The 16,410-nt window shown below is 64.0% G+C and carries 14 protein-coding genes; 9 read left to right on the top strand and 5 right to left on the bottom strand.

Going from position 1 to position 16,410, the window contains the following annotated elements; translation table 11 throughout:
* Position 1: 1 nt before the first annotated feature.
* From lspA to mutL, 6 genes are all read left to right on the top strand, one after another.
* Positions 2 to 496, top strand: coding sequence for a signal peptidase II (lspA, locus tag JQ580_RS14460; RefSeq protein WP_212280723.1), 495 nt, complete (start codon positions 2 to 4; stop codon positions 494 to 496).
* Between the two features lie 95 nt (positions 497 to 591).
* Positions 592 to 1,317: a hypothetical protein gene (locus tag JQ580_RS14455; protein WP_212280817.1), complete on the top strand. Its 726-nt coding sequence runs from the start codon at positions 592 to 594 to the stop codon at positions 1,315 to 1,317.
* Positions 1,318 to 1,509: 192 nt separating this feature from the next.
* Positions 1,510 to 2,901 carry a M16 family metallopeptidase gene (locus JQ580_RS14450; RefSeq protein WP_212280816.1) on the top strand — a complete coding sequence of 464 codons (1,392 nt, stop codon included), beginning with the start codon at positions 1,510 to 1,512 and terminating at the stop codon, positions 2,899 to 2,901.
* A complete protein-coding gene (locus JQ580_RS14445; protein WP_212280722.1) occupies positions 2,898 to 4,268 on the top strand; it encodes a M16 family metallopeptidase in 1,371 nt (456 codons plus the stop codon). The genes JQ580_RS14450 and JQ580_RS14445 overlap by 4 nt, the downstream gene beginning before the upstream one ends.
* A gap of 119 nt (positions 4,269 to 4,387) precedes the next feature.
* Positions 4,388 to 4,810: an alternative ribosome rescue aminoacyl-tRNA hydrolase ArfB gene (arfB, locus tag JQ580_RS14440; protein WP_212280721.1), complete on the top strand. Its 423-nt coding sequence runs from the start codon at positions 4,388 to 4,390 to the stop codon at positions 4,808 to 4,810.
* A 116-nt stretch (positions 4,811 to 4,926) separates the two neighbouring features.
* A complete protein-coding gene (gene mutL / locus JQ580_RS14435) occupies positions 4,927 to 6,738 on the top strand; it encodes a DNA mismatch repair endonuclease MutL (protein ID WP_212280720.1) in 1,812 nt (603 codons plus the stop codon).
* A 127-nt stretch (positions 6,739 to 6,865) separates the two neighbouring features.
* Here mutL and rsmD read toward each other — a convergent pair whose 3' ends face one another.
* Positions 6,866 to 7,420: a 16S rRNA (guanine(966)-N(2))-methyltransferase RsmD gene (gene rsmD, locus JQ580_RS14430; RefSeq protein ID WP_212280719.1), complete on the bottom strand. Its 555-nt coding sequence runs from the start codon at positions 7,418 to 7,420 to the stop codon at positions 6,866 to 6,868.
* 2 nt (positions 7,421 to 7,422) lie between these two features.
* The gene (locus tag JQ580_RS14425) at positions 7,423 to 9,522 is read right to left on the bottom strand and encodes a pseudouridine synthase (RefSeq protein ID WP_212280716.1); all 2,100 of its coding nucleotides are present in this window, start codon (positions 9,520 to 9,522) and stop codon (positions 7,423 to 7,425) included.
* A gap of 120 nt (positions 9,523 to 9,642) precedes the next feature.
* On the opposite strand from JQ580_RS14425, the gene JQ580_RS14420 reads away from it, so the two are divergent.
* Positions 9,643 to 10,101 carry a nucleoside deaminase gene (locus tag JQ580_RS14420; RefSeq protein WP_212280714.1) on the top strand — a complete coding sequence of 153 codons (459 nt, stop codon included), beginning with the start codon at positions 9,643 to 9,645 and terminating at the stop codon, positions 10,099 to 10,101.
* On the opposite strand, the gene JQ580_RS14415 is transcribed toward JQ580_RS14420, so the two are convergent.
* Together JQ580_RS14415 and purD are read right to left on the bottom strand one after the other, a co-directional pair.
* The gene (locus JQ580_RS14415) at positions 10,098 to 11,003 is read right to left on the bottom strand and encodes an alpha/beta fold hydrolase (protein WP_212280712.1); all 906 of its coding nucleotides are present in this window, start codon (positions 11,001 to 11,003) and stop codon (positions 10,098 to 10,100) included. The genes JQ580_RS14420 and JQ580_RS14415 overlap by 4 nt on opposite strands.
* 198 nt (positions 11,004 to 11,201) lie before the next feature.
* On the bottom strand, positions 11,202 to 12,485 hold the full coding sequence (gene purD / locus JQ580_RS14410; RefSeq protein WP_212280711.1) for a phosphoribosylamine--glycine ligase: 1,284 nt from the start codon (positions 12,483 to 12,485) through the stop codon (positions 11,202 to 11,204).
* A gap of 625 nt (positions 12,486 to 13,110) precedes the next feature.
* Here purD and JQ580_RS14405 point away from each other — a divergent pair.
* Positions 13,111 to 13,854 (top strand): hypothetical protein, encoded by a 744-nt coding sequence (locus tag JQ580_RS14405; protein ID WP_212280709.1) that lies wholly within the window; start codon positions 13,111 to 13,113, stop codon positions 13,852 to 13,854.
* A gap of 139 nt (positions 13,855 to 13,993) precedes the next feature.
* Here JQ580_RS14405 and JQ580_RS14400 read toward each other — a convergent pair whose 3' ends face one another.
* A complete protein-coding gene (locus tag JQ580_RS14400) occupies positions 13,994 to 14,428 on the bottom strand; it encodes a hypothetical protein (protein ID WP_212280708.1) in 435 nt (144 codons plus the stop codon).
* Positions 14,429 to 14,663: 235 nt separating this feature from the next.
* Here JQ580_RS14400 and JQ580_RS14395 point away from each other — a divergent pair, with 235 nt between their 5' ends.
* Entirely contained in the window at positions 14,664 to 16,370 is a 1,707-nt protein-coding gene (locus JQ580_RS14395) for an RNA-directed DNA polymerase (RefSeq protein ID WP_212280706.1), read from the top strand.
* Positions 16,371 to 16,410 lie beyond the last annotated feature (40 nt).

Below are 16,410 nucleotides of genomic sequence, written 5' to 3'. Positions count from 1 at the left end.
CATGGCCCCGCTCCGCGCCGGCATCCTCGCGGCCCTGGTCACGCTGGTGGCCGACCAGGCCTCAAAACTCTGGCTGCTGAACGGGTTCGACCTCGCTCGTCGCGGCGTGGTGAAGGTGACGCCGTTCTTCGACCTGGTGCTGGCCTGGAATATCGGCATCAGTTTCGGCTGGCTCCAGAACGACAGCCAGGCGGCGCAGTGGGCGCTGATGGCCGTCAAGGCCATCGCCGTGGTCGCCTTGGCGATCTGGATGGCACGCTCGCACACCCGGCTTGCCACGGTCGCGCTGGGGCTGATCATCGGCGGCGCCATCGGCAACGGCATCGACCGCCTGGCCTACGGCGCGGTGGTCGATTTCGCCCTGCTCCACATCGAGATCGGGGGAAATACCTATAATTGGTATGTGTTTAACCTCGCGGACGTGGCCATCGTTGCTGGGGTGGCGGGGCTATTGTATGATTCCTTCCTGGGGGTACCCGCCGCAAAAGCGCCCTGATCCCGGCCGATACGGACCGGCAGGTGGAACCCGGCCTTTGCGAGGGTTTGCCGCTCATGCGCGGCGATCTGACACAATATGGAACAGGTACAGTGATGCGCAGCTCGAAGACCAGCATGTCGATGGTTCGAGACCCCCGATCGGGGCTTTGGCAGGCGTTGAAATTGTCGGCTGTCGCACTCGGCATCGGTCTCGTCCTGTCGGCCGGGGCGGCCCGTGCCGGTGACGACGACGATGAAGATGACGGAATGACCTTCGAAGAGAAGATCATCGACAATCTGATGTCCGGCATCGGCGCCAAGAGCATGGAAAAGCCCGGCATCGAATACCGAGAGCGCTCGCCGCTGGTCGTGCCGCCAAAGCTCGACCTGCCGCCTCCCGCGACCCAGGCCAAGGCCGCGCCGAACTGGCCCAAGGACCCCGAGGAAAAGCGCCGCAAGGAAGCTATCGCCGCGCGCAAGAAGGCGACCAAGGAAACGGAAAACTGGCAGGTCGCCCGGCCGCTGACGCCCGCCGAGATGAAGGCCGGCGAAGTCGCCGCAGCCCCCCGGACAAGCAACGATCCGATCCAGCCCGGCACCAACGGCAATCCGTCGCTCAGCCCCGCCGAACTCGGCTTCTCCGGCGGTCTGTGGAATATGATGAAGGGCGGCAACGCCACCGAAGAAAAGAAATTCACCACCGAGCCGCCGCGCCAGTCGCTGGTCGAGCCGCCGCCGGGCTATCAGACGCCGTCGCCGAACTACGCCTACGGCGCCGGGCCGGACAAGTCGCGACGGACCTATTTCGACATCATGTCGGGCAAGGATAAGGAACAATAGCGTTCCGGTCCCACAGACGCGAAACCCCGCGCCGGCGATCATGTCCGCCGGCCGAGGTGCATTGATTGCTGATCAGTAACTTGCCACCGCGTTGAGTTCTCTGCTTCGTGACGCGAAGCCTCAGCCGCACGGTGTAGCATGCCGTGCCTCCGAGCCGGACATCCGGACCTCGGTCTTTCCTAAAGGATCATGATGTCCGCAAACCGATCGGCTGCCTGTCTCCTTGCCGCGCTGCTTTCGACCAGTGTCCTGACATCGGGCGCGGCTCTTGCCCAGACCACGGTCACATCGGCCCCGCCCGCCAGCTTCACGCTCGGCAACGGCATGCAGGTCGTGGTGATCCCCGATCACCGCACGCCCGTCGTCACCGAGATGATCTGGTACAAGGTCGGTTCGGCCGACGAAACGCCGGGCAAGTCCGGCCTCGCCCACTTCCTCGAGCACCTGATGTTCAAGGGCACCTCGAAGCATCCGGTCGGCGAATTCTCCCAGACCGTGCTTCGCGTCGGCGGCAACGAAAATGCCTCCACCTCGGTCGACTACACCAACTATTACCAGCGCGTGCCGAAAGAGCAGCTGGCGACCATGATGGAGTTCGAGGCGGATCGCATGACCGGCCTCGTCCTCAAGGACGAGAACGTGCTGCCCGAGCGCGACGTCGTGCTCGAAGAGTACAACATGCGCGTCGCCAACAATCCGGACGCGCGGCTGAACGAGCAGATCATGGCCGCGCTCTATCTCAATCATCCCTACGGCCGTCCCGTGATCGGCTGGCACCAGGAGATCGAGAAGCTCGATCGCGAGGACGCGCTCGCCTTCTACCGCCGCTTCTACGCGCCGAACAACGCGATCCTGGTGATCGCCGGCGACGTCGAGGCCGCCGACATCCGCCCGCTGGTCGAGCGCAATTTCGGCGCAATCCCGGCCCAGCCAGCGATTCCGGCACGGCGCGTCCGTCCGCAGGAGCCGGAGCCCGCCGCGCCGCGCACCGTCACGCTGGCCGACCCACGCGTCGAGCAGCCGAGCATGCGGCGTTATTATCTGGTGCCCTCGGCGACCACGGCCGCGGCCGGTGAAAGCGCGGCCCTCGACGTACTGGCGCAGCTGATGGGCAGCGGCAGCAATTCCTATCTCTACCGCGCCCTCGTCGTCGACAAGCCGCTCGCAGTCTCCGCCAACGCCAGCTATTCGAGCATCTCACTCGACCCAACCCAGTTCGCCGTCTCGGCCGCGCCGAAACCCGGCGTCAGCTTCGCAGAGGTCGAGCAGGCGGTCGACGCCGTCATCGCCAATGTCGCGCAGAACCCGATCCGCGCAGAGGATCTGGAGCGGGTGAAGACCCAGCTGATCGCGGAAGCGATCTACGCCCAGGACAATCAGGCAGTGCTGGCACGCTGGTATGGCGGCGCGCTGACCACCGGCCTGTCGATCGAGGACATCAGGAGCTGGCCCGACCGCATCCGCGCGGTCACCGCCGAGCAGGTCCGCGCCGTCGCCCAGAAATGGCTCGAGAAGAAGCGCTCGGTGACGGGCTACCTGATCAAGGACACTAGTGCCGCCAAGCGCGAGGAGAAGCGTTCGTGACCTATCCTTTCCTTCGACGCGCTGTCGTCTCCCTCGCCACCGGCGCTGCGCTTGCGCTCGCCGCCATCTCGCCGTCACAGGCCGCCGCAAAGATCCAGCGGCTGGTATCGCCCGGCGGCATCGAGGCCTGGTTCGTGCAGGACGCAACCGTGCCGCTGATCGCGATGGAATATTCCTTCGCCGGCGGCTCGGCCCAGGATCCCAAGGACAAGTCGGGCGTCGCCAACCTCGTCGGTGACCTCCTCGACGAAGGCTCCGGCGATCTCGATTCCAAGACCTTCCACGAGCGGCTCGACCGCCGCGCCATCGAGCTCTCCTTCAGCGCCACCCGCGACACCTTTCGCGGCAGCCTGCGCATGCTGCGCGACAACAAGGACGAGGCCTTCGACCTGCTCAGGAGCGCGCTGACCTCGCCGCATTTCGACACCGCCGACGTCGAGCGCATCCGCTCGCAGGTCATCTCGGGGCTGCGCCGCGAGACCACCAACCCGACCTCGCTGGCGAGCCGCAAATTCCTTGAGGTCGCCTTCGGCGATCATCCCTATGGCCGGCAGACCAACGGCACCCTCGACAGCGTGCCGACCATCACCGTTGCCGACATGAAGGACTATGTCGGCCGCGTGCTTGCGAAGGACGGACTGAAGATCGCAGTCGTCGGCGATGTCGACCCGGCGACGCTCGGCAAGCTGCTGGACCACACCTTCGGCAGCCTGCCTGCCAAGGCCAACCTCACGCCGGTCCCCGACGTCGAGGCTGCAAAGCCGCCGCAGCGCGCCTTCGTGACGCTCGACGTGCCGCAGACCGTGATCACGTTCGGCGGCCCCGGGGTGAAGCGCAACGATCCGAACTTCATGGCGGCCTACGTCGTCAATCACATCCTCGGCGGCGGCGGATTGTCTTCCCGCCTCTATCACGAGGTGCGCGAGAAGCGCGGGCTGGCCTATTCGGTGTTCGAATCGCTCCTCTGGATGGAGCATTCGGCGATCTTCATCGGCAACACCGGCACGCGTGCCGACCGTTCCGGCGACACCATCGACGCCATCGACAAGGAAGTGCGCCGGATCGCGGAAGAAGGTCCGACCCAGAAGGAGCTGGACGAGGCCAAGTCCTACCTCAAGGGCTCGCAGATGCTGGCGCTCGACACCTCCTCCAAGCTGGCGCAGGCGCTGCTGCAGTATCAGCAGGACAAGCTGCCGATCGACTATATCGAGAAGCGCAATGCCATCGTCGATGCCGTTACGCTGGACGACGCCAAGGCCGCCGCCAAGCGCCTCTGGGGCCAGGGCCTCCTGACCGTCGTCGTCGGCCGCGCCCCGCAAGCCGCAGCGCAGCCGACCGCAGCAGCGCCGGCGACGAAGTCGAACTGACGTCCCTGTTCGAATGTCCTGAAATGGCCGGGCTCGCCCGGCCATTTGCGTTTCCACCAAGCACCATTGCCGAACGTGGATGTTCCGCGATATGTCCTGGTATCACGAATGGTGCCACCATGCTGCGGATAGCCCGCGATCTCGTCATCGACGAGGACGACATCGAGATCGGCTTCGTCCGCGCCTCCGGCCCGGGCGGGCAGAACGTCAACAAATTGTCGACCGCGGCCCAACTGCGCTTCGACACCCGCAAGCTGACCTTGCCGGAAGATGCAGCGATCCGGCTCGCCCGCGTCGCAGGCCAGCGCATGACCAAGGACGGCGTGATCGTGATCCACGCCCAGCGCTTCCGCACCCAGGAGCGCAACCGTCAGGATGCCATCGACCGGCTCGTCGAGATCCTGACTGAGGCCATGGTGCGGCCAAAGCCACGGCGTGCGACAAAGCCGACTTTCGGCTCCAAGCAACGCCGGCTCGAGGGCAAGAAGCGCCGCAGCGACGTCAAGGCCGGACGCGGCGGAGGCCGCGGTTTCGACGACTAGCCGCGTTCCTCAGATCGGTCGGGATGCCGGTAGATGTGGGCAGCGCGGGCTTGCCGCATGCAATTGCGCGTCATCGGGACTAAATTGAGCGCGTGATCGTCCTTTCGAGTCCCCCCATGCCCGTCCGCCAGCTTCCAGAACAGGTCGTCAACCGCATCGCCGCCGGCGAGGTGGTCGAGCGTCCGGCGAGCGTGGTGAAGGAACTGGTCGAGAACGCCATCGACGCCGGCGCCAGCCGGATCGACGTCTTCACCGACGGCGGCGGCCGGCGGCGGATCGGCATCACCGATGACGGCGGCGGCATGACCGCGAAAGATCTCGCGCTCGCGGTCGAGCGTCACGCCACCTCCAAGCTCGACGACGAGGATCTGCTCCAGATCCGCACGCTCGGATTCCGCGGCGAGGCGCTGCCCTCGATCGGCTCCGTGGCACGGTTGTCGATTACGACGCGCCACGCCAGTGAGCCTCATGCCTGGGCACTCACGGTCGAAGGCGGCGATAAATCCGAGATCATGCCGGCCGCGCTGGCGCATGGCACCCGCGTCGAGGTCAGCGATCTCTTCTATGCGACGCCGGCGCGGTTGAAATTCCTGAAGACCGACCGCACCGAAGCCGAGGCGATCCGCGAGGTGGTCAGGCGGCTGGCGATGGCGCGGCCCGATATCGCCTTCACGCTGGCCGGCGAGGAGCGCGCGCCGGTGACCTGGGCGGCGGCGTTGCCTGGTGCGGCCGGCCGCCTGACGCGGCTCGGCGATATCCTGGGCGCCGAGTTTCGCAGCCACGCATTTGAGGTCCACGCCGAACGCGAGGGCGTGGTCGTCGCCGGCTATGCCGCAGCACCCGCGCTGACCAAGGCCAATGCGCTCGGGCAATATCTCTTCGTCAACGGCCGCCCGGTGCGCGACAAGCTGATCCTGGGGGCGGTGCGCGGCGCCTATGCCGACTATCTGCCGCGCGACCGCCATCCGGTGCTGGCGCTGTTCGTCACGCTCGATCCGCGCGAGGTCGACGCCAACGTCCATCCCGCCAAGACCGAGGTGCGCTTCCGCAACGCCGGCCTCGTCCGCGCGCTGATCGTGCACGGGCTGAAGGAAGGGCTCGCGCGCGAAGGCCGCCGCACCGCGGCCAACAGCGGCGAAAGCGCGCTGTCCGCGTTCCGGCCGGCCTTCACGCCGCGTCCCGCAAGCTGGGACTGGCGCGCCTCGCCGTCCGCGCCCATTGCGCCGATCCCGTCGTTCGAGGGCGCCGCGGCGCCTGCCTTTGACGAGCGTTCGCAGGCCGCCTTCGATGTTGGCGCGCCCAGCGCTGACGTGCGGTTCGAGTCGCAGCCCGTCAGCGATCTCGTCGACCGCCCGCTAGGCGCTGCGCGCACGCAGATCCACGAGACCTATATCGTCTCGCAGACGCGCGACGGCCTCATCATCGTCGACCAGCACGCCGCGCATGAGCGCATCGTCTATGAGCGGCTGAAGGCCTCGCTGGCGGCGAACGGCGTGCAGCGGCAGATCCTGCTCATTCCCGAGATCGTCGAGATGGACGAGGCCACGGTGGAGCGCCTGCTCGAGCGCAGCGAGGAGCTCGCATCCTTCGGCCTCGCCATCGAATCCTTCGGCCCCGGCGCGGTCGCGGTGCGCGAGACGCCCTCGCTGCTCGGCAAGACCAATGCGGGCGGCCTGCTGCGCGATCTCTCCGAGCACATGGCCGAATGGGACGAGGCGCTGCCGCTGGAACGCCGCCTGATGCACGTCGCCGCAACGATGGCCTGCCACGGCTCGGTGCGCGCCGGCCGCAGGTTGCGGCCGGAAGAGATGAACGCGCTGCTCCGCGAGATGGAGGAGACCCCGAACTCCGGCCAGTGCAATCACGGCCGGCCGACCTATGTCGAGCTGAAGCTGAGCGACGTGGAGAAGCTGTTCGGGCGACGGTGACGGCCCCGCAGTGACGGTGCCGTAGGGTGGGCAAAGCGAAGCGTGCCTACCACCTCTCTCGATCACGCAGAGATCGTGGGCACGGCGCTTTGCGCCTTTGCCCACCCTGCGAGAGCTGCGTATGCGGCTACGGCTTCCTCAGAAACACGAATTCCGTGTCGTCATACGCCCGCCGCTCCAGCTCCTCGAAGCCATCCGGCGTCGCGAATTGCGCGGCCTTCGCCTCTTCCACCACCAGCAACGCGCCGGGCGTCAGCCAGCCGCCGTCGCGCAAGGACGCGAGCGCCTTCTCCGCGAAGCCCTTCCCGTAGGGCGGATCGAGGAATGCCAGCGAGAACGGCTCGACCGGATGCGCAGGCCCGAGATCGGTCGCATCGCGGCGATAGACCTTGGTCACGCCGCCGAGGCCGAGCGCTTCGACGTTGTTGCGCAGCAGCGCCCGCGCCTCCGCGCCGTTGTCGACGAACAGCACGAATTTCGCGCCGCGTGACGAGGCCTCGATGCCGAGCGCGCCGGTGCCGGCGAAGAGATCGAGCACGCGCGCATCTTGAATCGGATCGTCATAGGCGTGCACGAGGATGTTGAACACGGACTCGCGCAGGCGGTCCGCCGTGGGGCGGATGTCGCGCGAGGACGGTGAAGCGAGATTGCGCCCCTTCAAGCGACCGCCGACGACGCGCAAGCCTAGTCCTCCTTCGGCGTCAGGTCGCGCTTGCCGTGATAGCCGCGCTTGGGACGGCGCGGCGGGCCGTAGCCGCTGGCTTCGGCCTCGTTGCGCTCACGCGCCTCCTCGCTGCCGGTACGCTGCACCAGCACGCGGCGGCCCTTGCGGTCGGCGATCACGTCGCGCTTGCTGGCCGGCTTCTTCTCGCGCGGCGTTTCGCCGTCTTGTGAAGAAGATTTCTGCGGCACGTCGAACTGCGCGCCCGACTTCTCGATGATCTTCTCGCCGAGCTGGTCGCGCAGCACGCGGGACTTGATCTCCTCGACCTCGCCTTCGGGCACTTCGCCGAGCTGGAACGGGCCGTAGGAGACGCGGATCAGCCGGTTCACCTCGAGCCCGAGATGCGCGCAGACATTGCGCACCTCGCGGTTCTTGCCTTCGCGGATCGCGAACACCAGCCAGACATTGGCGCCCTGGTCGCGCTCCAGCGTCGCGTCGATCGGGCCGTATTTGACGCCCTCGATCTCCACGCCGTCCTTGAGCGCGTCGAGCTGCGCCTGGGTGACGTCGCCATGGGCGCGAACGCGATAGCGGCGCAGCCAGCCGGTGTCCGGCAGCTCGAGCGTGCGCGCCAGCCCGCCGTCATTGGTGAGCAGCAGCAGGCCCTCGGTGTTGAAATCGAGCCGGCCGACGCTGATCAGCCGCGGCAGGCCTTCCGGCAGATTGTCGAACACGGTCGGACGGCCCTCGGGGTCGTCATGCGTGGTCATCAGCCCGCGCGGCTTGTGATAGAGGAACAGCCGCGTGCGCTCGCGCTCCGGCAACGGCTTGCCGTCGACCAGAACGACGTCGTTCTTGGTGATGTCGAGCGCGGGCGAGTTGATGATGCGGCCGTTGACGGTGACACGGCCCTGCGTGACCATCTCCTCGGCATCGCGGCGCGAGGCCAGTCCCGCGCGGGCCAGCGCCTTGGCGATGCGCTCGCCGGCCTTCTTCGGCTTCGGCTCTTCTTCCCGGCGCGGGCGGCGATCGGAATCGCGGTCGCGCTCGCGATAGGCGCCGCGGCCGCCGAAGGCCGGGCGCTTTTCGAAGATCCGGCTCTCGTCCTCGTTTTCACGGCGCGGACGATCGCCGAAACGGCCCTCGCTGCGCGGATGCTCGTGCCAGTCGGAACGGCCTTCCGAGCCCTCGCGCGGCCGGTTGAATGTCGGCCGGTCGCCGCCACGTCCGCCACGGTCGCCATCGCCGTCACGGCGCGGCCGGTCGAACTTCGGACGGTCCTCGCGCGGCCGATCGAATTTGGGCCGCTCGCGGAACGGACGATCGCCCGTTGCGCGATCGTCGCGGGAACGCGAGAAGCGCGGACGGTCATCGCCGCCTTCGCGCTTTTGCCAGGGCTTGTCCCCGCCGCGGTCACGGCCGCCGAAATCCTTGCGCGGCCCGCGATCGCGATCCGGTGCGCCTCGCGAAAACTTTCGCTCGCCGTCGAACTTGCGCTCCGGACGGTCGCCGCGCGGCGCACGATCACCGCGATCAAAATTCGGGCGGTCTCCGCGCGGCTTGAAGCTGCGCTCGCCACGATCGTCGCGCGGTCCGCGGTCGGGGGCGCCCCGTGAAAACTTCCGCTCGCCGTCGAACTTGCGGTCCGGACGGTCGCCGCGCGGCGCGTAGGGCTTCTTGTCGCCGAACTTTCTGTCACCGGTCCGGCCGGCGGGGCGGGAGTCGTCGCGATCCCGGCGCGGCGGACGGTCGTCGCGGCCATAGGAGGGGCGATCACCACGCGGCTTGAAGGGGCGCTTCTCGCCATCGCGCGAGGTGCGATCGGAGAAGGGCCGGTCGCCGCGCGGCTTGAAGCTGCGCTCGCCGCGATCCTCGCGAGGCCGGTCGTCGCGGTTGAATTTCGGCCGGTCGCTGAAGTCGCGGCGCGGGGCGTCGCCGTCCGCGCGGGGGCGGAACGGACGGCTGTCGCGGTCGCCACGGGGCGGGCGGCTATCGCTCCTGCCCTCGGGGCCGCGCTTGGCGAACTTCTTCTCGGGGCCGCGCGGCTTGCCGCTGCGCCCACCCTTGGGAGGGCCTCGCCGGCCGCGGGAATCGTTGTTTTTGTCGCTGTCGCGAGGCATGAATGATCTCACTCGAGGGGGTGGCCATTGGGCAGTGTGCGCGCTCGTTGGGAGCCGCATGCCCAGGCAAAACCGGTAAGCACTTCTGCTGAAGGCGCAGCTACTAGCAGGTTTCTCGCGATGATACGAGGCTTGAAAGCCCCCTCTTTCATGGATTTGGCGCTTCTGGCGGCCGAAAATGCCGGAAAAGCGGGCGAAGTTCCTATCGGCTGCGTGGTGGTCCGCAATGACGAGGTCATTGCCACCGGCGCCAACCGGACGCTGACCGACCGCGACCCCACCGGCCATGCCGAAATCGTCGCGCTGCGCGAGGCGGCCAAGACGATCGGCAGCGAGCGCCTGGTGGACTGCGACCTCTACGTGACGCTGGAGCCTTGCACGATGTGCGCGGGCGCGATCTCGTTTGCGAGGGTGCGGCGGCTCTATTACGGCGCCGCCGACCCCAAGGGCGGCGCGGTCGAGTCAGGCGTGCGCTTCTTCAGCGCGCCGACCTGCCACCACGCCCCGGACGTCTATTCCGGCGTCGGCGAGAGCGACGCGGCGCGGCTGCTCAGGGAGTTCTTTCGGGAGCGTCGCTAGGCCGCCGCGAAGAACTCGCGCAGCGCCTTGGCGGTGACGTCCGGGTTTTCCTCCGTGAGGAAGTGCCCTGAGTCCACCGGCATGCCCTCCACGTTGGTCGCCCATTGCTTCCACGTGTCGAGCGGCGTCGCGGCGGCCTGGGCGATGCCGGCATTGCCCCACAGCGCCAGCATCGGGATCGTGATCTTCTTGCCGGCTTCGAAATCGGCCTTGTCGAGGTCGTAGTCGAAATACGCGCCGGCGCGGTAGTCCTCGCACATTGCGTGGATGCGGGCGGGATCGCGGAACGGGGCGAGGTAGTGCTCGAGCGCGCGCGGGTCGATGGCATCGAGCGTCTTCGACTTGGTCTGGCTCGCCATCTTGAAGCGCAGGAAGAATTCGCCTTGGCCCGAGATCAGCGTCTCCGGCAGCGGCGCTGGCTGCGCGAGGAAGGTCCAGTGATAGATCTTCAGCGCGTAGGCGCGGTTCATCCGCTCCCAGTAATCATAGGTCGGCAGGATATCGAGCACCGCGAGCTTCGACAGCCGGCCGGGATGGTCGAGCGCGAGCCGATACGACACGCGGCCGCCGCGGTCGTGGCCGGCCAGCGCGAAGTGCACGTGGCCGAGCCGCTCCATCGCTTCCACCATGGCTTTCGCCATCGCGCGCTTGCTGTAGGGGATGTGCAGCGCATCGCTCTCGGGCATGTCGGACCAGCCATAGCCCGGCAGGTCCGCGATGATCAGCGTGAACGCCTCCGCCAGCTCAGGCGCCACGCGGTGCCACATCACGTTGGTTTCGGAGAAGCCGTGCAGCAGCAGCAGCGGCGGCCCCTTGCCGCCGACGCGGGCGAAGATGCGGCCGAACGAGGTATCGATCCATTCGGACGCAAAGCCCGGATAGAGGTCGGCGAGATCGGACATCTTGTTGCATCCTTATGGTCAGTTCTGGATCTGCTTTGGTGCTGGGGTGCCCCAAACAAAAATGTCGAAAACAACCCCATGCACAGTAGCTAAGTTCAAGCCCTGCCTGCGTTTTTTTGGCGTGCCGACGGGCGCGGCCGAAATGGCGTGCGCGGCCGAAAAACCCTGTTAGCTCATGGTCTTGTCAGTTGGGACCCGTCAATTCCTGGCTTTCTCGGCCTCCACCGCTTGCCAGCCGATGTCGCGGCGGCAAAAGCCTTCCGGCCAGCGGATGCGGTCGACGGCCTGATAGGCGCGGCTCTGCGCTTCCGTCACGGTGGCGCCGAGCGCGCAGACATTGAGCACGCGGCCGCCATTGGCGAGGATCGCGCCGTCCTTCGCGACCGTACCGGCGTGGAAGATCTCGACGGTGTCGACCTTCGCGGCGTCATCGAGCCCGTCGATCCGCGTGCCCTTCTGATAGTCGCCGGGATAGCCCTTCGCCGCCATCACCACGGTGATCGCACTTTCCTTGTGCCAGCGCAGATCGAAATTCTTCAGCTGGCCGTCGCAGGCGGCGAGCAGCGCCGGCACGATGTCGCTCATCATGCGCAGCATCAGCACCTGGCATTCGGGATCGCCGAAGCGGACGTTGAACTCGAACAGCTTTGGGCCCTGCGTCGTCAGCATAATCCCCGCATAAAGAATGCCGCGGAACGGCGTGCCGCGGCTCTTCATGCCTGCGACCGTCGGCTGAATGATCTTCGCCATGATCGCATCGTCGATCGCAGGCGTGACCAAAGGCGTCGGCGAATAGGCGCCCATGCCGCCGGTGTTCGGCCCGACATCGTGGTCGAACACGCGCTTGTGGTCCTGCGCGGAGGCCAGCGGAATGGCGGTCTCGCCGTCGCACAGCGCAAAGAAGCTGATCTCGCGGCCCGGCAGAAACTCCTCGATCACGACCTCAGCGCCGGCCTCGCCGAACGCGCCCTCGAACATCATGGCGATGGCGTCCTCCGCCTCGCGCACGGTCTTGGCGACGACGACGCCCTTGCCGGCGGCGAGGCCATCGGCCTTCACCACGATCGGCGCGCCCTGGCTCTGCACATAGGCGCGCGCGTCATCGGCATTGGTGAAGCGCTGGTAGGCGCCGGTGGGAATGCCGAACTCGGTGCACAGCGCCTTGGTGAAGCCCTTGGAGCTTTCGAGCTGGGCCGGGATCTTGTCCGGCCCGAACGCCTTGATGCCGGCGGCCGTGAGATCATCGACGATGCCGGCCGCCAGCGGCGTCTCCGGCCCGACCACCACGAGCTCGACCTTGTTCTGCTTGCAGAAGGCGATCACCGCGGCATGGTCGGCCACATCGAGCGCCACGCACTCCGCCTCCTTCGCGATGCCGGCATTGCCGGGCGCGCACCAGAGTTTGGTCACCAGGGGCGAGGCTGCGATCTTCCATGCCAGGGCATGTTCGCGGCCGCCGGAACCGAGGAGGAGAATGTGCATCGAGGGCTCGGAATGAGGGGTTGTTTGAGGCGGGAGGTCGCATGAATCGGGGTGGGGCTCAAGGGGGGATGAGCTCCGAACTTCCCGTCATTCAAGGCTTTGGCGGAGCCTTCTTCCTTCTCCTCTCGTGGGAGAAGGCGGTTCTTGTGGGAGAAGGCGGAGCGCGGCTTGGATAACCCGATTTGGCCGGAAGCGTTGCTGCAGTTGACGGCTCGGCATAGGCCTTAACGTGTTTGGTTCGTAGCGGGCGTTTGGCGAATCCCGGACAAAGATTGGTCCCCGACGGACAACAGGATTAGGCAGAATCCGATCTTCTGGAAGACTTTTCCAAGTTTTGGAGCGGAAGCTCGATACGGTCGCAGTTGAGCATTTCGCAAAGGGAATTTGCACCCATTCAAAGCAGGATATGGGATTGAAGGTTATGCGGAAACTACCACTTATAAGGCCGGGTTTGGGCGAGCTACTCGACCATGTCCCCGTGCTGGTCAAAGCCTACGGGAAATGGCCAAGCTACGTGTACTTGTTCGTTATGTCGCTATGGACCCCGTTACTGGTTGTGGGGGTTTCTTGGTTAGCTTGGAAAGGTTGGCGATAGAACTCGGTTCTAGCTGATAGCGTAAGTGACATGCTGGGAGCATTCTTCGACGATAGTGGTACGCATGCTGGGTCGCCGGTGATGACCATTGGCGGCGTGCTGGGGACGGAAGCTCAATGGGATGTCTTCGCCGCGACTTGGGAAGCGCTGCTGCAAGAGCCTCTGCCGGGTAAAAGGCCGCTTAAACAGTTCCATCTGTCGCCGTGTCGGGCCGGTCGTGATGAATTTGAGAACTACAGTCTCGCCGAACGAGACCACCTGACCTATCTATTTCGGCAGGTTATTTTTGATACTGGCTTGGTGACTGTAGCGGCAGCAGTTGACAACGCGGCGTGGGACGAGTTGGTGACCGGCGATACTGCCGAGCAGCTCGGTCATCCTCTCGAATTTCTGCTCTATAAATGCCTGAACTCAATATCGGACATCATCAGGTGGCGTAAGCCGGGAGGGCGAACTTGGGTTTTCTTCGATGAGGGCATCCGCGACCGCGTCGAGATGTTCGCATATGCCTATCTGCAGAATAATAAGGACCGACCGGAAATCGCTAACGTCAGGTTCGCACCTGTATCGAAGGTGATAGCCCTGCAAGCAGGCGACATGATTGCAACGGAGACGTTCCAGTTTGGTCAGCAATGGCTACTGGATCGCGAGAATCCCGTCACGAACCCGCACTTTGACTCGTTTCGCTGGCGAGACATAAGCGTCGGACTGATCTTTGATCGGGACGCGATCGCAGAAATGGTCGAGCGAGTGAAGGCTGGGCCGCCGGTCTAGAGGGCACCGTAATTCCAAGCTGAGAAGCAGGCTTGCATGGCCGGTCAGGCGTGCCCAACGTCCACGTCAGAAAAATAGTGGCACTTCGGATCGTGCCGCCCCAACGAGGACATCGCGACTACGCATCTTGTCATGTCGTTTATCTGTCGTTCACCCCTGTTTCCAACCATACCTTGAGCCAACTGAGATAGCTCAACATTTGCGGAGAAAAGTCCTCGTACACCGCGTTGTATTTGGTAACCGCTCGGTAGACCACAATGAGACTCTCCTCGGCGGAAATTGTCGCCGTCTCAAATCGCAGCCCTCCGCGTTTCAAGCTGCCGTGTTTCAACCAGTTGATGTAGTCATTCTCCCCAACTGCTCCACCTTGTTCCTGAATCTCCGGCGATTTAGAGAACGCCTTTACCTTCTGGCGAAAGTGCGGTTTCCATGTTTCGGGCAGCATCCCTTCTGCGGCACCGGCCAAGGTGATGACGCATTCGTAGTCGCCCCTATGCAAGTGTTCTATTGCGCAGTGGATCTGACGCATCGAAGCAAGCCGTATTTGAGTATCAGTAGGAACCGGAGTGGCCATAGCTTCACCTAGAGGTTCGGATGTGAGCAGGCTAGCTCGCGCGACGGCAGACAGGCTTTGAACGCGGGCGCGCGATAGTCACCCCCGAATCGGTTCTGTTAGAGTCTCTTGCCTGAGAATATCTTTTAAGTAGTATCCCGCTTGTATTGCAAGTTATCCTAAGAAGCAATTTTTCGTCGGTATCCTTGGCGTTCGGCCAGCCGTTCACCACGAAAGAGAATACAGAAAGATCGCCATGAGCGCTAAAACGCCTAAGGCGCGACACGCCCGCCTTCTCTCAAATGGGTTTTTCCCTCCGGAAATGCCTTCCTGTTTCTACAGCGAGCGATTCGGCGCTAACCGCGAGGCGGTTCTAAAGGCATTTGGCGTAATCCCCTCGAAGAAAAAGGGCACTCCGCACTTTCATCTATTCAAGGGCGAGCGTGCAGTTTTTCACTTTCCTCGCTTCGGCCGCGAGGACCGTAGACATGCATACATCAATCCCATCTCGTACTTTTATTTGTCAAAGGTTCTATCCGAGAATTATGTCGGTGTCCGGAAGCTCAATCGGCGTTCAAAGATTTCTATCGCGCCCGCAATATTTGACTGGGCCGGTGAAAGAGCGCTGATCAGGCCCGCCTTCGACGCTCGGGATGCACAGAGGGTAACCCTAAACGCAGGCTACGAGCTGCTGGCAGAGGCCGATATCGCAGCTTTCTTTCATTCAGTTTACACACACACTATCCCGTGGGCGATCCATGGCAAAGTCCTCGCTAAGAAGAAAAAGCAGGACATGACCATGTACGGGAATCTTCTCGATCTTCTCGTGCGAAACGCTCAGGATGGGCAGACTATCGGATTGCCTGTCGGCCCCGATACATCCAGGTTGCTGGCGGAAATTATTGGCACCGCTGTTGATAAGGCGCTGCAGACTGCGCTCAAGGGGAAGCGAAACTGGAGCGCAAAACAACGCGGGGGAATGCGCTTTGTAGACGACTATACCTTCGGCTGCAGCTCGCGGCAGGAGGCTGAGATCATTGTCGCAGCTGTCCGCCGTTGCGTGAACGAATTTGAGCTGGAGTTGAACAATAACAAGACAAGTATTTCACCAACTGGGCCTTTCTTTCCGGCGGCATGGAAAGAACACGTCAGAAGCCTTCTCCCAGGCTCCGATGCTGATAAAGGCAGCCTTCTTCAGTATTTCTACGGCATAGAGGTGGCGGTTCGGGCCCACCCGGAGGCCAACGTCCAGAAGTTCGCCATTCAGAACGCCCGTCGCCTTTTCTTGGAATGCGGGGAGTGGCGGCTTATTGAAGATTATCTGCTCTCCAGCTACCGGCAAAACTCTACTGTTCTACCCATCATGCTTGAAGTTCTAATTTTGCGACACCTTGATAGGAAAGATGTCGGTGTTGAACGCGTCGGAGCATTTGTGGCCGCGCGAATTCCGACGCTCACGCGTTTGCAGAAACGAGGCGAAATCTGCTGGCTCTTATTTCTTTGTATCTGCCTAAAAGCGCCCATTCGGGCGGCGGCAATCTCAGAACTATTTGATGTGGAAGACAGTGCGATTGCCATCCTAATTAGCGATGCCAAGCGTCTTGGCCTCATTCAGGGGAGCATCGATCAATCATTGTGGGACCGCAGCCTAACGGCGGATGGCCTCCGGAGTTCAATGTGGCTCTACTCTTACGAAAGCTCCCTGAAGAACCTAAACTCCAGCGGATCGAAGGCTCATGTTACAGCTGATCCTTATTTTGGACCCATGCTAGCACTCGACATCGAGTTCTATAGGTCCGGCTCAGCCCATATGAACCGCAATGCATTAATCGCACGGTTGCGGCTAGAGCGGGCGCGGCAACTAATCCAACAAGCTGCGGTGGAAGAGGATCTGGCGGAGGACATCGACGACTTTGATGTGGGGGTCGAGGAAGCTGACGAGAGCGAAGACGATTTTTATTGATGACCGCGCCGAACGCGATCGCCGATCGTTCGTCAGAACC

Origin of the sequence: Bradyrhizobium sp. SZCCT0148, assembly GCF_018129985.1 — a bacterium.
GTDB lineage: Bacteria > Pseudomonadota > Alphaproteobacteria > Rhizobiales > Xanthobacteraceae > Bradyrhizobium > Bradyrhizobium japonicum_H.
This window is presented reverse-complemented; position numbering and strand designations above follow the sequence as displayed.

Excerpts from the sequence above, each read along its gene's own strand:
- lspA (WP_212280723.1), top strand. The coding sequence starts at position 2 with ATGGCCCCGCTCCGCGCCGGCATCCTCGCGGCCCTGGTCACGCTGGTG.
- JQ580_RS14455 (WP_212280817.1), top strand. The coding sequence starts at position 592 with ATGCGCAGCTCGAAGACCAGCATGTCGATGGTTCGAGACCCCCGATCG.
- JQ580_RS14450 (WP_212280816.1), top strand. The coding sequence starts at position 1,510 with ATGTCCGCAAACCGATCGGCTGCCTGTCTCCTTGCCGCGCTGCTTTCG.
- arfB (WP_212280721.1), top strand. The coding sequence starts at position 4,388 with ATGCTGCGGATAGCCCGCGATCTCGTCATCGACGAGGACGACATCGAG.
- mutL (WP_212280720.1), top strand. The coding sequence starts at position 4,927 with ATGCCCGTCCGCCAGCTTCCAGAACAGGTCGTCAACCGCATCGCCGCC.
- JQ580_RS14425 (WP_212280716.1), bottom strand. The coding sequence starts at position 9,522 with ATGCCTCGCGACAGCGACAAAAACAACGATTCCCGCGGCCGGCGAGGC.
- JQ580_RS14420 (WP_212280714.1), top strand. The coding sequence starts at position 9,643 with ATGATACGAGGCTTGAAAGCCCCCTCTTTCATGGATTTGGCGCTTCTG.
- JQ580_RS14415 (WP_212280712.1), bottom strand. The coding sequence starts at position 11,003 with ATGTCCGATCTCGCCGACCTCTATCCGGGCTTTGCGTCCGAATGGATC.
- purD (WP_212280711.1), bottom strand. The coding sequence starts at position 12,485 with ATGCACATTCTCCTCCTCGGTTCCGGCGGCCGCGAACATGCCCTGGCA.
- JQ580_RS14405 (WP_212280709.1), top strand. The coding sequence starts at position 13,111 with ATGCTGGGAGCATTCTTCGACGATAGTGGTACGCATGCTGGGTCGCCG.
- JQ580_RS14400 (WP_212280708.1), bottom strand. The coding sequence starts at position 14,428 with ATGGCCACTCCGGTTCCTACTGATACTCAAATACGGCTTGCTTCGATG.
- JQ580_RS14395 (WP_212280706.1), top strand. The coding sequence starts at position 14,664 with ATGAGCGCTAAAACGCCTAAGGCGCGACACGCCCGCCTTCTCTCAAAT.